The organism is Acinetobacter rongchengensis (assembly GCF_003611475.1).
GTDB classification, from domain to species: domain Bacteria; phylum Pseudomonadota; class Gammaproteobacteria; order Pseudomonadales; family Moraxellaceae; genus Acinetobacter; species Acinetobacter rongchengensis.
In genome coordinates, this window is record NZ_RAXT01000003.1 from 53,548 (window position 1) to 68,682 (window position 15,135).

The 15,135-nt window shown below is 37.9% G+C and carries 12 protein-coding genes and 1 pseudogene; 9 read left to right on the forward strand and 4 right to left on the reverse strand.

All coding sequences use genetic code 11. The annotated features are described in order from the left end of the window. Nucleotides 1-121: 121 nt before the first annotated feature. Nucleotides 122-3,097: a heavy metal translocating P-type ATPase gene (locus D7V20_RS02745; protein WP_120382811.1), complete on the reverse strand. Its 2,976-nt coding sequence runs from the start codon at nucleotides 3,095-3,097 to the stop codon at nucleotides 122-124. 83 nt (nucleotides 3,098-3,180) lie between these two features. Here D7V20_RS02745 and D7V20_RS02750 point away from each other — a divergent pair, with 83 nt between their 5' ends. The 4 genes from D7V20_RS02750 (at nucleotide 3,181) to D7V20_RS02765 (ending at nucleotide 7,489) form a co-directional block, all read left to right on the forward strand. Then, the gene (locus D7V20_RS02750) at nucleotides 3,181-3,558 is read left to right on the forward strand and encodes a MerR family transcriptional regulator (protein ID WP_120382812.1); all 378 of its coding nucleotides are present in this window, start codon (nucleotides 3,181-3,183) and stop codon (nucleotides 3,556-3,558) included. Between the two features lie 5 nt (nucleotides 3,559-3,563). Next, the gene (locus D7V20_RS02755; protein ID WP_120382938.1) at nucleotides 3,564-4,154 is read left to right on the forward strand and encodes a 5-formyltetrahydrofolate cyclo-ligase; all 591 of its coding nucleotides are present in this window, start codon (nucleotides 3,564-3,566) and stop codon (nucleotides 4,152-4,154) included. 308 nt (nucleotides 4,155-4,462) lie between these two features. Then, nucleotides 4,463-6,892, forward strand: a complete 2,430-nt coding sequence (lon, locus tag D7V20_RS02760; protein ID WP_120382813.1) for an endopeptidase La — start codon at nucleotides 4,463-4,465, stop codon at nucleotides 6,890-6,892. Between the two features lie 219 nt (nucleotides 6,893-7,111). After that, nucleotides 7,112-7,489, forward strand: a complete 378-nt coding sequence (locus D7V20_RS02765; protein ID WP_120382814.1) for a VOC family protein — start codon at nucleotides 7,112-7,114, stop codon at nucleotides 7,487-7,489. Nucleotides 7,490-7,759: 270 nt separating this feature from the next. Here D7V20_RS02765 and D7V20_RS02770 read toward each other — a convergent pair whose 3' ends face one another. Then, nucleotides 7,760-8,683 carry a M28 family peptidase gene (locus D7V20_RS02770; RefSeq protein WP_235831589.1) on the reverse strand — a complete coding sequence of 308 codons (924 nt, stop codon included), beginning with the start codon at nucleotides 8,681-8,683 and terminating at the stop codon, nucleotides 7,760-7,762. A gap of 196 nt (nucleotides 8,684-8,879) precedes the next feature. On the opposite strand from D7V20_RS02770, the gene rlmH reads away from it, so the two are divergent. The 3 genes from rlmH (at nucleotide 8,880) to D7V20_RS02785 (ending at nucleotide 11,381) form a co-directional block, all read left to right on the forward strand. Continuing rightward, nucleotides 8,880-9,362, forward strand: a complete 483-nt coding sequence (gene rlmH / locus D7V20_RS02775; protein ID WP_120382816.1) for a 23S rRNA (pseudouridine(1915)-N(3))-methyltransferase RlmH — start codon at nucleotides 8,880-8,882, stop codon at nucleotides 9,360-9,362. Between the two features lie 315 nt (nucleotides 9,363-9,677). Beyond that, entirely contained in the window at nucleotides 9,678-10,454 is a 777-nt protein-coding gene (locus D7V20_RS02780) for a dioxygenase family protein (protein ID WP_120382817.1), read from the forward strand. Between the two features lie 147 nt (nucleotides 10,455-10,601). Continuing rightward, on the forward strand, nucleotides 10,602-11,381 hold the full coding sequence (locus tag D7V20_RS02785; protein WP_120382818.1) for an META and DUF4377 domain-containing protein: 780 nt from the start codon (nucleotides 10,602-10,604) through the stop codon (nucleotides 11,379-11,381). Between the two features lie 80 nt (nucleotides 11,382-11,461). Here the strand turns inward: D7V20_RS02785 and gdhA are convergent. After that, nucleotides 11,462-12,860: pseudogene (gdhA, locus tag D7V20_RS02790) on the reverse strand (NADP-specific glutamate dehydrogenase). Nucleotides 12,861-13,137: 277 nt separating this feature from the next. On the opposite strand from gdhA, the gene D7V20_RS02795 reads away from it, so the two are divergent. Both D7V20_RS02795 and nth read left to right on the forward strand, forming a co-directional pair. Continuing rightward, nucleotides 13,138-13,935 (forward strand): RnfABCDGE type electron transport complex subunit B, encoded by a 798-nt coding sequence (locus D7V20_RS02795; protein WP_120382820.1) that lies wholly within the window; start codon nucleotides 13,138-13,140, stop codon nucleotides 13,933-13,935. Between the two features lie 25 nt (nucleotides 13,936-13,960). Continuing rightward, nucleotides 13,961-14,635 carry an endonuclease III gene (gene nth, locus D7V20_RS02800; protein ID WP_171407747.1) on the forward strand — a complete coding sequence of 225 codons (675 nt, stop codon included), beginning with the start codon at nucleotides 13,961-13,963 and terminating at the stop codon, nucleotides 14,633-14,635. A gap of 212 nt (nucleotides 14,636-14,847) precedes the next feature. Here nth and D7V20_RS02805 read toward each other — a convergent pair whose 3' ends face one another. Further along, a complete protein-coding gene (locus tag D7V20_RS02805; protein ID WP_120382822.1) occupies nucleotides 14,848-15,069 on the reverse strand; it encodes a hypothetical protein in 222 nt (73 codons plus the stop codon). Between the last annotated feature and the right edge of the window lie 66 nt (nucleotides 15,070-15,135).

Below are 15,135 nucleotides of genomic sequence, written 5' to 3' on the forward strand. Positions count from 1 at the left end.
ACATCACAAAAAAAATTTAGAAAATTTAAAATCCTCCCCAACCCTCCTTTTTCAAAGGAGGGGGTGTCAATTTGACAGATATCATGCACAGCCTGATTTCAACGATAGACAATCAAAACCATTAAGATTTATTCAATCTCAACGCATTAATCACCACAGACAATGAACTCAGTGACATCGCAACTGCTGCCAACATTGGGGTCAACAACAAACCGGTTAATGGATAGAAAATACCTGCTGCAACTGGTACACCTAAACCATTATAAACAAAGGAAAATACAAGATTTTGCTTCATGTTGCGCACACCTTGTTTTGCCATATGTAAAGCATCCGCAACACCACGAATATCACCTTTGACCAAAGTCACTTGCCCTGTTTGTTTGGCAATATCCGTTCCCGTACCCATTGCGATACCCACATCTGCCTGTGCCAAAGCTGGTGCATCATTGATACCATCTCCAGCCATTGCCACTACTTTACCTTGTGATTGATACTGTTTCACAATATTCAACTTTTCAGTCGGATCGCAATTTCCGTATACATGTTCAATACCTAGCTCTTTCGCTACCAATTGCGCATTTTTCTCATGATCACCTGTCGCCATAATCACTTCAATACCATCGGCATGTAATTGATCAATCACTTGTTTAGCATTGGCTTTAATTGCATCGTGTATCGCGATATAAGCTAAAACTGTTTGCTCATTGGCCAAGAAACTCAGCACATCACCCGTTTCGCGTATCTGCTCGATTTGCTGTAACGTATTTGCATCCATGTTTAAATTTAAGTTTTGCAAAAGCTTCTGACTTCCGATATATACCATTTCACCATCAATCGTGCCTTTAACGCCAAAACCAGTGACATCTTCAAAATCATTAATTTGAATTAAATCCTTAGCTTCAACTAATTTGGTTAAAGTCTGTGCAATCGGATGCGTTGAATATTGTTCTAAAGATGCAATCCAACGCTCTGCTTGCTGTTGATCTATTTGATTAGATAACAGCTTAATCGCTTTCAAGCTTGGTTTTCCTTCAGTTAAGGTTCCTGTTTTATCGACCACAACCACATTGACCTTACTCAAAGCTTCAATCGCTTCAGCATTTTTAAATAACACACCTTTTTGTGCAGCACGACCTGTGGTTGCCATCACAGACATTGGGGTCGCAAGTCCTAATGCACATGGGCATGCAATGATCAATACGGCAACAGCACACATCAAGGCTAAATCAAAATTTGCTCCGCCAAACACCATCCATGCAATAAAGGTAAATACACTAATCGCTAAAACAACCATCACAAAGTATTTAGCTACCACATCTGCCATCTTTTGTAACGGTGCTTTTGAACGCTGCGCATCAGCGACTGTTTGAATCATTTTAGCAAGTGTAGTCTGCGTTCCCACTGCTGTAGTTTCAATACGAATCGAACCTTGTTGATTGACGGTTCCACCAATCACATGATCTCCCTTTTCCTTTTTCACAGGAACAGGTTCGCCTGTCATCATCGACTCATCAATATAGGTTTTACCTTCAAGCACAACACCATCTAAAGGCACTTGGTCACCAGATGCAATCTGTAAAATATCACCTTGTTTTATCTGAGCAATCTCAACTTCGACAGCTTGACCATTTTCAATACGTTTGGCTTTATTGGGTTGTAACTTGAGCAAAGCACGTAACGAATCCGCAGTTTTAGAACGTGCTTTTAACTCCATGATTTGACCAAGTAAACTCAAAGACACAATCATACAAGCTGCTTCGAAATAAACTGCAACACCATGCCCTGTCTTAGCTTCCATCGGAATCAAGGATGGGAAAATGGTTGCCACCACACTGTACATAAATGCAGCAAGTATCCCAACACCAATCAAACTCCACATATTTAAATGCCAAGTTTTATATGAAATCCAGCAACGTTCTAAGAATGGCCAACCTGCCCAAAGCACCACAGGAATGGATAGAACCAATTCAATCCAAGGCTGAATATGCTGTGGAATAAAAGTGTGAATATGTGAACCCATTGCCAATACAAAAACAATCAGGGTGAGTGGTAAAGTTTTCCAAAAACGATTTGAAAAATCGACCAATTCAGGATTTGGTCCCTCATCCAAAGTCGGTTGCATTGGCTCTAAAGCCATACCACAAATTGGGCAAGTTCCTGGGCCTTTTTGCACAATTTCAGGATCCATTGGACAGGTGAATAACACATCATCCATACCTTCTGGCGCTGCACGTTGATCCATCGGAATCAGATAGGGTTCAGGATCATGTATAAACTTATCCAAACAAGATGGATGACAAAAATAATAAGTTTGACCCTGATAATCTGTTTTTAAAGCAGTATCTTGTTCTACCGACATTCCACAAACAGGGTCAATTGCAGTATTACTCTGATCCGCATGCTGACTATGCGAATGATGTTCATGCTTAACTCCTGAATGATTGTGTTGCGTATGGTTTCCACCACTGCAACAACTTGATGTTTTAACAGGCTCAGGCTTTTCATCACCACAACATGCAGCACTTTGTGGTTGAACTTCTTTAATTTGAGTTGCTTTTGAAGGCTGAGTTTTACCACTACAACCACAGCCTGACTTTGTTTTGACTTGTGAATCGAGATATTGTTCAGGATCTACCGTAAATTTATTCAAACAACAATTACAACAGAAATAATAAGTTTCACCCTGATAGTTTGTATGCGGCTTGCTTAGATCAGTCACGGTCATTTTACAGACAGGATCGATGTATTCAGTTTGAGCTTCAGCCTGATCAGTTCCACAGCAAGATGCTGTTGATTTCACTTCTGCTGCTTTAACTTCTGTAGTTTTGCCACCACAGCAAGTTGAAGGCTTAGATTGTTGATCTTTGGACTGAACATTTTGCACATCTTTCTGCAACTCTTTTTGTAAATAGCTTTGCGGATTTTGCATAAACTTCTGTTGACAACGATCACTACAGAACAGATATTTTTTATTTTCATATTCAAAAGAATGCGCTGAATCTTCAGACACACTCATCCCGCATACAGGATCAATTTTCACCAATTCCAATGTAGATTTATGTCCTGAACAGCAACTTGAATTTTCATGTCCACTCATCAGACTCACCTCTTTTCTTTTTTGATTGTGTTAAGATAAAGTCTGTACCTAGGTACAGAGTCAAGTCTTTTTTTGAGGTTTTTATGATCACGATCGGAAAACTTGCCAAACAATGTCATGTGAGTGTAGAAACAATTCGTTATTATCAACGGATTGGTTTATTACGTGTCCCTGAAACGACAACCAATTACCGTTATTATAATGATCAGGATATTGAAACATTAAGTTTCATTCAAAAAGCCAAAGATGCGGGTCTACAGTTGAGTGAAGTGCAAGAGCTATTAAATTTACAAATGAATGACCGTGAGCAAGTCCGTGATGTGATTCAACAACGCTTAGAAAAAATTGATCAACGTATTCATGAGTTAGAATCACTAAAAATACGTCTCAGTACTTGGATTGATGAATGTAAAACCACAACTGAAAATTGTTGTCCAATTTTAAAAGCACTAAAACAGTAATGTTTATGACTCAGCAAACTTCAACTTTACGACAACAATTAAGAAAACAACGCCGAAATCTCAATCGTTTTCAGCAAAGTATTTCTAGCACTCAATGTTTACAAAAAATTTTAAACTGCTCCCAATTCCACACTGCAGAAAAAATCGGATTATATTTAGATGCCTTTGGCGAAATACAGACAAAAAAAATAATCGAGCAATGTTTTGCTCAAAATAAAAGCGTTTACTTACCCATGATTTGCAACATGAACCATCACTTGGTCTGGGTAAAAATTTCACGAAATATTTATCGTAATAAACGATTTAACTTACACCGTTTAGGCATGCGAGAACCCATGGCAAGCCGTGGTATTCATGTTTCACATTTAGATCTATTAATCATGCCATTGCTCGCCTGTGACCGCTACGGCACACGTATGGGCATGGGTGGTGGATTTTATGATCGAACATTGGCTTCTGCGCCATACAAACCATTCCGCTTAGGTTTAGGTCATGATTTTCAGTATTTAAATATAAGTTTAGATCGTCATGCTTGGGATCAAACTTTAGATGCTTTTATTTGTCCATCAAAGAGCTTTTATTTTCGGCGTAAATAACAGGACAAATTACAGTGAATAATCATTTTTATTCACTGTAAAGAGCATGCTCAATAGCCTATTTCTAGGCAAAACGATTGTGATCTTAGTCGCTATACTTAGCATTATTTTTTATAAAAATAGTATAAAATAAGCAAAGGATGAAAACTCTTTCTCTGACAATTCAGCCAATTCAACCATAAAGCCCTCATATAAAATCAACAACTTGTAAATAATTTTACATTTTATTTGGCAATGCCCTTGTAATTTTCAAATTAGCAATCACTATAAAAACATGGCAACACCGTTGTCACTCATTAGGAGTGCCCATGTCTGAGATTATTATGAATCAAGAAAGCTTAGAGCTACAGGTTCCAAGTGTATTACCGCTTTTAGCGTTACGTGATGTTGTGGTTTATCCGCACATGCAAATCGCGCTATTTGTAGGTCGTGAAAAATCGATCAATGCAGTTGATGTGGCTCGTAACAGTGACAATTTAGTATTTGTGGTTGCACAAAAAGATTCGCTTACAGAAGAAATTGATCACGACAACTTATATCAATACGGTACTGTCGCGAAGATCGTGCAAGTTGTGAATCACGAAAACGATGAAAACTGCATAAAAGTATTAATTGAAGGCTTACATCGTTCTAAGCTGGTTGAAATCATTGATAATGGTGAATACCTTTCTGCTGAACATGCATTAAGCCCGATGACTGTTGATGTTAATGCATCAACGCAAGCAACACGTGTCGAAGAATTACGTGCACTATTCTCCCAATACGCAGAAGCAAAATTGCGTAATGCACGTGAGTTAATCGCTGCGGCAAATAAGATCGATGATTTATTGCAATTATTATTCTTCGTTGCTACGCGTGTTCCTTTGAATATTGATGTAAAACAAAAATTCCTAGAACACGATGCCTTTGAAGCACATTTACAAGAGTTGATGACTTATTTGTTACAACAATCTGAAGAACAACAGATTGAACAAACTTTACATGACTCTGTAAAACGCCAGATGGAGAAAAATCAACGCGAATACTTCCTCAATGAAAAGATGAAGGTCATTCAGCGTGAACTTTCTGACATGAATGGTGGTGCGGAAGATGATGTTGCAGAAATCGAAAAACGATTAGCTGAAGCTGATTTACCTGAACATGTGCGTAAAAAAGCTGAAAACGAATTCCGTAAACTGAAAGCAATGCAACCTGCTTCAAGTGAAGCTGCTGTCGTTCGTAACTATATTGAGGCGATTTTAGATACGCCTTGGAATAAAGCGAGCAAAGTGAGCATTAACTTACCGAAAGCTCAGGAAATTTTGGACACAGACCATTATGGTTTGGACGAAGTTAAAGAACGTATTGTTGAATACTTAGCGGTTCAATCACGTGTCAAAAAACTTCGTGGCCCAATTCTATGCTTAGTCGGCCCTCCAGGTGTAGGTAAAACATCACTTGGTGAATCGATTGCAAAAGCAACAGGTCGTGAATTTGTACGTATGGCTTTAGGTGGTGTACGTGACGAAGCAGAAATCCGTGGTCACCGTCGTACTTATATCGGTGCGATGCCGGGTAAAATTGTGCAATCGTTGACAAAAGTCGGCGTGAAGAACCCACTGTTCTTACTCGACGAAATTGACAAAATGGCGCAAGACTACCGTGGCGACCCTGCATCTGCGTTGCTTGAAGTCCTAGATCCATCACAAAACAGTAAATTCAATGATCATTATTTAGATCTTGATCTTGATTTGTCTGAAGTGATGTTTATCTGTACTGCAAACAGCATGAACATTCCAGAGGCGCTTTTAGACCGTATGGAAGTGATTCGTCTACCGGGTTATACCGAAGATGAGAAAGTCAATATTGCAGACCGTTACCTTGTTCCAAAAGCAATTAAGAACAATGGATTACGTGCTAAAGAATTGACTGTTCATGAAGAAGCAATTCGTGACATCGTACGTCGTTATACACGTGAAGCGGGTGTGCGTAACCTTGAACGTGAAGTATCAAAAATTGCGCGTAAAGTGGTTAAAGAGTCAGTAAGTAAGAAAGCGAAAAATTTACATATCGATGTAACCGCTGAAAACTTACCAGAATACTTGGGTGCGCATAAATTCGATTACGGTATGGCTGAAACTGAGGCACAAATCGGTCGTGTAAATGGCTTAGCATGGACTTCTGTTGGTGGTGAATTACTCACTATTGAAGTTGCGGCAGTCAAAGGTAAAGGTAAATTCATTACTACGGGTTCTCTCGGAGATGTCATGAAGGAATCAATTACCGCTGCAATGACCGTTGTTCGTACACGTGCTGATGAATTGGGTATTGAAGCTTCTCGTTTTGAGGAAACTGATGTACACGTGCATTTACCTGAAGGTGCGACACCGAAAGATGGACCATCTGCAGGTTTAGCATTAACCACTGCCCTAGTTTCTGCATTCACAGGCATTGCAATTCGTCCAGATATTGCAATGACAGGTGAAACCAGCTTAGGTGGTCGTGCGATGCGTATTGGTGGTTTAAAAGAGAAACTTTTAGCTGCTCATCGTGGTGGGGTTAAACTGGTCTTTATCCCACAAGATAACGTCCGTGATTTGGCTGAAATTCCACAAAACGTGAAAGATGGTTTAGAAATTAAAGCAGTGAAAAGCATCGATGAGATTCTTCCACTTGCATTGGTTGAACAACCTACGCCATTGGTCAAAGCGCCGATTGTGAAAGCCGTTGACGACAGCAAAAAAGCAGCACGTCATTAAGTACTTGTTAAAAGCTTGATACAAAATTAAAGAGCGCTACGGCGCTCTTTTTTTGTTTTACAAATCTGATGGATAGTCTCCATTTATACAGACAAAACAACGCAAAATACTGCCCTTTACAATATTCAAATTTTACTGTTTTCATATTGTCGCATAATCAATAGGCTTGAATAAAAATGCTGAATGATCAGCTGAATCTACAATAAAAGGAATACGCACATGTCAAATCCAGTCTGTTGGTTCGAAATCTATGTCAATGATATGAATAGAGCGAAACAATTTTATGAATCCTTATTCAATCTGCAACTTACCCAACTGAGTGATCCCAATGACACATCAATGGAAATGTGGACTTTTCCATCAGATATGCAACAATATGGTGCAACAGGCTCATTGGTAAAAATGCAAGGAATGTCTGCAGGTTCAAATAGCACCATCATTTATTTTAGTAGCGATGACTGTGCAATTGAGCAAGCAAAAATTGAAGCTGCAGGAGGCCAAATCCAACAAGCGAAAATGTCTATTGGTGAACATGGCTACATCCTATTAGGCGTCGACACTGAAGGGAATGTTTTTGGTGTACATTCTATGAAATAGTCAAATGAATACAATTGAATAAAAGAAATTCTTTTTTATAAATTGTGTCATTTAATCTTTCAAACCGCTTGAAAATGTGTTTAAATTTTAACCATAAAACTCATCAAAAACACTTGAATCATTAGGAAACACCCTCATCTTTATATGGAGCACATTTCTGTTTGTAGTTAATTAACTTCTAAACGATTCTCCAGACGATTAGAAGTTAAAACACAGTCTAACTTTTAAGACTGTGTTTTTTTATGCGCTAAAAAAGCGCATCTTCTATTCTCAGGAATTATTTTTTTTTTCTAAAAGCACATAGGCCAAACCATTGACCACTTCAGCCATTTTATTTAAATTCAGTTTTTCGACTGTATCACCCTTGGTGTGATAATGCTTATTTCTAAAAAAAGCGGTGTCCGTGATCATAATTGCAGGAATTTCAAAATTCCAATAATTCAAATGGTCTGAAAAATCCACACCATGTACAAAGGATGGCGCAATTAAACGCTGACAATCTAGCTGTCTAATGAATTTCATTGAATCACAATAATCTTCACTCAAATTCCGTGAACTAAAATTACTCACAGCGCCAATAAAATTACCATGCTTGGGATAAAATAAAGACAACCCTGAAGGATAATCTTGTACTGGTTTATGGTCAAAGTAACCGATCATTTCTAAAATATAAACAGCCTGAATCTGATCTTTCTGATTTAAAATGGATTTTGCATGTACATAGCTACCCATGTTTTGAGTTCGAAAATAAGGTGGCTCTTCCAAGGTATAAAATACAAAATCCACATTTTGTTTTAGACGTGTCTTGTTGATTGCTAGAATACGTGCCGTTTCAATTACTCCTGCTACACCCGAAGCATTATCATCTGCGCCTTTGAAATTTCCATAAACATCATAATGTGCACCAATAATGACTTTTTGAGCATTTCCTGTCTGCAAATGACAAATCACATTACGATATGTTTTAGTTGCAACTTGATAAGTTTGATATTCACAAGGTATCGCAAATTGCTCAACTTGTTGTTTGATATAGGCCGCAACACGATCTAACTCTTGCACATTTTGATGGTTTCTAAATGCATGCGGCGCAATAATATGATTTAAATAATTTTTTAATCGATAAGGATCGGCTTGACGATACATATTGTTATCAGCATAACTGTGTATTGAAATACAGCCTACTAAAAACAGCATAAACCGTTTGAAAATCGTATTGAAGACGTCTTGAAATTGCATCGATAAACCTAATTTTGAATGTTAATGCACTAATTGCTTGTTATTTAAACCTTGTTATTTAAACCTTGTTATTTAATAAACCATCCTGATTCTCATCCTGAGAAAGATCAATATAGCGTTATAATGCACTATTGCCACGTTAGAAATTGTTAATATGAAAATTCGTATTCTTACCATTGGTCAAAAAATGCCTGCTTGGGTACTTACAGGTTTTGAAGACTATTTCAAACGCATTCAACCTTTTGTACAGACACAAATCCTTGAATTACCCATGGCAAAACGTGGCAAAAATGATTCAGAAGCAGATATTTTGAAGTATCGTCAGATTGAAGGTGACAGCATATTAGCCGCGATAAAACAAAATGAAGTTTTAATCGCACTTGAAGTGGGCGGTCGTGAGTTTAGTACAGAGAAACTCGCTGAAACCATGAAAACATGGATGCTTGAAGGAAATGATGTCGTTTTAGCGATTGGCGGGCCAGATGGTCATTCGGACGCTGTACGTAAAGCAGCGGCTTGGCACTGGTCACTCTCCAAACTGACCTTACCGCATCCTATGGTTCGAGTTATGCTCATCGAACAGCTTTATCGTGCAATGACGATTAACCATAATCACCCATACCATCGGGCGGGTTAAAACTTGATTTGCATATTGTGTGATAGAGTCTAATAAACACGATGAGCGTTGCATAGATGCAACATACTGTTGAAATAAAAGGGCTTATATCATCGTTGAATTTTTGACATTATCGTTGTTAGAAATTAGACCGTTGTTAAACGATGTCAAATATGCATATATCTATTTTTTAATCCAAAAAATTAGCTATATCATAATGATATAAATTAGATGATTCATCCCCAATCTGTTCTTGATTATTTTAAATCAGCAACTGAATAGATTTAACCAAACTCAGTTAAATTTTTGAGTGCATACCAGTTTTAGGCTATCGATATGAATTTACAAACACTCCCTGGTTTATTTATTTCACACGGCTCACCTATGCTCGCGCTTGATCCTGAACAAGTGGGGCCTGCATTACATCGTTTAAGTTTAAACCTTCCAAAACCACATGCGATTATCGTTATGTCAGCCCACTGGGAAAGCGATGCACTCGAAGTAAATACAGGTGTGCGCCCTGAAACATGGCATGATTTTAGAGGGTTTCCTCCAGCACTTTATGAAATGCGATATCCTGCCCCAGGTCATCCTGAACTTGCAGAAGAAATCCTTCATTTATTGGCTGAAGCGCACATTCCTGCGCATGCGAACAGTACTCGACCACGTGATCACGGGGTTTGGATGCCGTTATTGCACATGTATCCAGAAGCAGATATTCCCGTGGTTGAAATTTCATTGCCAATGAATATGAATGCCGATGAAATCTATAAAATTGGTCAAACTTTAGCACCTTTACGTGAAAAACAAATTTTATTGATTGGTTCAGGCAGTATTACCCATAACTTGAGAGAACTTTCTTGGAATGGTCATAATGACAAGGTCCCTGAATGGGCATCGACCTTCCGTAATTATGTGGTCAATAAATTAACACATAGTCAATATGATGCTGTTTTAGACTGGCAAGATATTCCCTATGTTGCAAAAAATCACCCAACGATTGAGCACTTTGCACCACTGTTTTTTGCAATGGGGACAGGCCCGCGTTTCAGTGTTGTACACAGTAGTTTTTCTATGGGTGCATTAGGCATGGATATCTATCGTTTTGACTAATATAAACAATTTCATCACATTTTTTTAATTTTTGTTTAAGTTTTAGCTGAATGGATACATATTGAAACTGAATTCATAAAATGTATCCATATCTTTTAAGGACTGATGCCTTATCCTATAGCCATACTTCTTAAATGTGATTACAAAATGAAATTCAAATATTTAGCTTTGGCTGTTCTTCCATTCGCACTTGCAGCATGTCAATCTGGGGATATTCAAACTTTAGGTGATACTGCTGTGAAAGTATTACAACAACAAAGCAATGCCAATCAGACATTGAGTGCTTATCAATGGTCATACCAACCCGCTGGTTCGACAAAACCGATCGTTTTAAACTTTGATGAACAACGTCTAAGTATTGCGACAGGTTGTAATACACAAGGTTCTTCTTGGAAAATTGAAAATGGCCTACTTTCAGTGGGTAGTTTAATGAGTACTCAGATGATGTGTTCGCCTGAACTGATGAAACAAGAACAATTTTCAACGGCCCTATTCCAAGAGCGTAAAGTTCCATTTGTACTCGACACTGCGAATCCTGAAAAACCAACACTCACATTGATTGCTGCAACGGGTGAAAAAGTTGTATTTACAGGTCAAATGACTGCGGAAACTAAATATCAGTCTGAAGGACAAACCATTTTCTTGGAAATTAGCCCCGAAACCAAAGAATGTTCAGCGGGTGTAATGAAGAAACAATGTTTACTGGTCCGTGAAATTAAATATGCAGATAACGGCGTAAAAACCCAAGTCGATAAAGACTGGACTTTCTTCTATGACGATATCGAAGGCTTTACGCATCGTCCAAATGAGCGTCAGGTGGTTCGTATCAAACGTTATGAAATCAAAAATCCTGCTGCTGATCAGTCAAAATATGCGTATGTACAAGATATGATTATTGAACGTGAGTCTGTAAAAGGAACGCTTTAAGTTCTTCATACTTTAAACATGAGTAAAAAAACCGATGCTTTTGCATCGGTTTTTTTCAATACGAAAGAATATACTAAAAACTAAAAAACACCCTGAGCGAGCATGGCATCGGCAACTTTGACAAAGCCTGCGATATTAGCTCCATTGACATAATTGACTGTGCCATCTTCCTGAATACCATACTTCATACAATTACGATGAATTTCTTTCATAATCGCATGTAAGCGTTCATCAACTTCTTCAAAAGTCCATCCTAAACGGATCGCATTTTGAGACATTTCAAGACCTGATGTGGCAACACCACCTGCATTAGATGCTTTGCCAGGCGCATAAAGAATCTTCGCTTCAACAAATTTTTCAACAGCATCCAGTGTAGAAGGCATGTTTGCCCCTTCAGCAACACAAATCGTACCATTTGCCAGTAGCATTTCTGCATCTTTCTCATTTAATTCATTTTGAGTAGCACAGGGTAATGCGATATCACACTTGATTGACCAAGGACGTTGCCCTTCCAAATACTCAAAACCATGTTTAGATGCAAACTCAGAAATACGACCACGTTTTACATTCTTAAGTTCCATGACTTCTGCTAGCAACTCGTTGGTAAAGCCATCTTTTAGGTAAACCGTACCATTTGAGTCTGAAAGTGAAACCACTTTCGCCCCCAAATACATGGCTTTTTCTGCGGCAAATTGAGCTACATTGCCCGAACCTGAAATCGTCACAATTTTGTCTTTAAAGCTTTGACCACGTGTTTTTAGCATTTCCTCAGCAAAATATACCGTACCAAAACCCGTTGCTTCAGGGCGGGCTAAAGAGCCACCAAAAGATTGCCCCTTGCCTGTAAATACACAAGAAGTATCATTGCTTAATTTCTTCATCATCCCTGCCATATAACCGACTTCACGGCCGCCTACACCAATATCACCTGCAGGAATATCCGTATTTGAGCCTAAATGACGATACAGTTCTATGACCAAAGCTTGGCAGAAACGCATAATTTCACCTTCAGATTTCCCCTTAGGGTCAAAGTCTGAACCGCCTTTACCGCCCCCCATAGGTAAGGTCGTTAAAGCATTTTTAAAAGTCTGCTCAAAGCCTAAAAACTTTAAAATAGAAAGATTGACAGATGGGTGAAAACGCATTCCCCCTTTGAAAGGCCCAATTGCAGCATTAAATTGAACACGGAACGCACGGTTTACTTGGGTTTGTCCTTGATCATCTACCCATGCAACGCGGAATTGAATTACACGTTCAGGCTCAACCAATCGCTCTAATAAACCATGTTGAGCATATTCAGGATGCTTTTCAATAAATGGCCACAAACTGGTCATTACTTCTTCAACAGCTTGTAAGAACTCAGGTTGATTAGGATCACGTGCTTTAACGTAATTTAAGAAGTCATTTAGGCTAGTATATTTCAACGCACAATCCTCAGTAAAAATGAATCAAAGATGGGCAATATTTTTTTAAAAAGATACATTTTGGCGCAAATCATTTAATCCCTTTTATAGAAAAATCACAACAACTTTTCAATATTTTTAAAATATTATTTATTTTCAATGAAATAAATTTTAATTAATAAATTTTTGTTTATATATTCAGTCTATTTTTTAATGATTTATTACAGATAAAATGCATTATTTATGAACATATTTAGCCTTATTTTAGGTCAAAAAAATACGATAAAAATATGCTAAAATACCCAACTTATTTCTCTTGTTTTTACCTTTTCAGGCTAGCAAATTTTTATCAAATGAATTCGCAAATTTCTCTTATTCAGCAAGTGGACGCACTGCTTCCCCAAACTCAATGTGGTCTCTGTGGTCATCGTGATGGCTGCCTCCCTTATGCACAATCTATTGTCCAAGGTGAAGATGCCAATAAATGTGTTCCCGGTGGTCAGCCTGTTGCAGATGCATTGGCAGAACTGCTTAACCGAGAGAAACTCACTGCTGAAGAAAGTGTATGGCCTATACAAACAGATGGCCGACCACAACGTATGAAAGCGGTGATTCGTGAAGACGAATGTATTGGCTGTACCAAATGTATAAGTGCTTGCCCTGTAGATGCCATCATTGGATCAGGTAAATTGATGCATACTGTACTGACTGATTTATGTACGGGTTGTGAGCTTTGTATCCCTCCTTGTCCTGTCGACTGCATTGATCTGATTGAAGATATTCAACCATTACCTAATGAAGAACATCGCATTTTAGAACAGAATGATCTAAGAAATCGTTACTATGCACATATTCAACGTGAAGAAAAACAACGAATTCACCGTAAAGGTCCAGTCGTTCGTGCAGAAATTGATACACAATTATTTGCACAATTTTCTACGCAAGTCCAAGCCGTTCCATCTATAGAAATTAGTCAAAAACCAACTGAAACCACAACAGCAATTGATGCTAAAACCACAATTGAGTTAGCAAAACTTCGTACTCAAATTAAAAAACTGGAAAAGCAACTCTCTATACGAATGGATGATAAAAAATTAGTGCAGTTGAATGAACTACAACAACAATTAATCTCACTACAAAATCATCAATAAGGAGCATATTGTGACTGTTAAAAATATGACGAAAAAGCAGATCCAAACTTTTTTTGAAATTCTACGTGAACAACGTCCACATCCTGAAACTGAATTAAATTATTCTTCTCCATTCGAGCTATTGGTCGCAGTCACCCTTTCAGCTCAAGCAACAGATTTAAGTGTCAATAAAGCAACGGATAAGTTATTTCCAATTGCCAATACACCTGAAAAAATTTATGCACTGGGTGTCGATGGCTTGAAAGAATATATAAAAACCATTGGTTTATACAACTCTAAAGCTGAGAATGTGATCAAAGCGTGTAAAATCCTGATTGAAAAACATCAAAGCCAAGTTCCCAATAATCGTGCTGATTTAGAGGCGCTACCTGGGGTTGGACGCAAAACTGCCAATGTGGTACTCAATACAGCATTCGGTCAAGCAACTATGGCTGTCGATACACATATCTTTCGAGTAGGAAATCGTACAGGTTTGGCTGTAGGTAAAAATGTTTTAGAAGTAGAACATCGACTAATTAAAGTGATTCCTAAAGAATTTATTTTAGACTCACATCATTGGTTAATTCTGCATGGGCGTTATTGTTGTATAGCACGTAAACCCAAATGCGCTGAATGTGTAGTCTCGCATGTGTGCAATTGGCCAGATAAATATGAGTTTGGCGCGCATCGTCAAATTAAAACAAAGAATATTGAAGTTTAAAATAGACTTGGTTTTAACTTTTTCATGATGGTACCCATTCCATCCATGGAATCGTTAGATTAATCGAAGCGTAAATCCGTTAATTTTTAAGGTATAGAAATAAATAGTTAATTTCAAAATATTCAGTTCGTCGCTCATTGAGTGACTAAGCTGCTAAAACACCAATAACACCATAATTTCAAATTTTACTTTCAAATATTTGAATATACATATTATTTATTGTTTTGATCTTCAAAATTCTTTTTCATTTGCTCAAGACGCTTCCATTCTTCTGCGACTTGCGGATGAATTTGATAATCCCCTGTTTTTCTCAATTCACGACGCTGTTGTAGCTCTTCTTTTTGCGCTTTGCGTAACAGTTTAAAGCTCATAAAAACTAAGCCAAACAGAAATACAATACTTAAAATAACCAAGGCAATTAATGCAATTTTCATTGTCTGCGCTACTCTAGCAAAAAAAAGAGACCTAATATGAATCAGGTCTCTTTGATTGTCAAAGCT

Coding starts and splice junctions, on each gene's coding strand:
- D7V20_RS02745 (WP_120382811.1), bottom strand. CDS start 3,097: ATGAGTGGACATGAAAATTCAAGTTGCTGTTCAGGACATAAATCTACA.
- D7V20_RS02750 (WP_120382812.1), top strand. CDS start 3,181: ATGATCACGATCGGAAAACTTGCCAAACAATGTCATGTGAGTGTAGAA.
- D7V20_RS02755 (WP_120382938.1), top strand. CDS start 3,564: ATGACTCAGCAAACTTCAACTTTACGACAACAATTAAGAAAACAACGC.
- lon (WP_120382813.1), top strand. CDS start 4,463: ATGTCTGAGATTATTATGAATCAAGAAAGCTTAGAGCTACAGGTTCCA.
- D7V20_RS02765 (WP_120382814.1), top strand. CDS start 7,112: ATGTCAAATCCAGTCTGTTGGTTCGAAATCTATGTCAATGATATGAAT.
- D7V20_RS02770 (WP_235831589.1), bottom strand. CDS start 8,683: ATGCTGTTTTTAGTAGGCTGTATTTCAATACACAGTTATGCTGATAAC.
- rlmH (WP_120382816.1), top strand. CDS start 8,880: ATGAAAATTCGTATTCTTACCATTGGTCAAAAAATGCCTGCTTGGGTA.
- D7V20_RS02780 (WP_120382817.1), top strand. CDS start 9,678: ATGAATTTACAAACACTCCCTGGTTTATTTATTTCACACGGCTCACCT.
- D7V20_RS02785 (WP_120382818.1), top strand. CDS start 10,602: ATGAAATTCAAATATTTAGCTTTGGCTGTTCTTCCATTCGCACTTGCA.
- D7V20_RS02795 (WP_120382820.1), top strand. CDS start 13,138: ATGAATTCGCAAATTTCTCTTATTCAGCAAGTGGACGCACTGCTTCCC.
- nth (WP_171407747.1), top strand. CDS start 13,961: ATGACGAAAAAGCAGATCCAAACTTTTTTTGAAATTCTACGTGAACAA.
- D7V20_RS02805 (WP_120382822.1), bottom strand. CDS start 15,069: ATGAAAATTGCATTAATTGCCTTGGTTATTTTAAGTATTGTATTTCTG.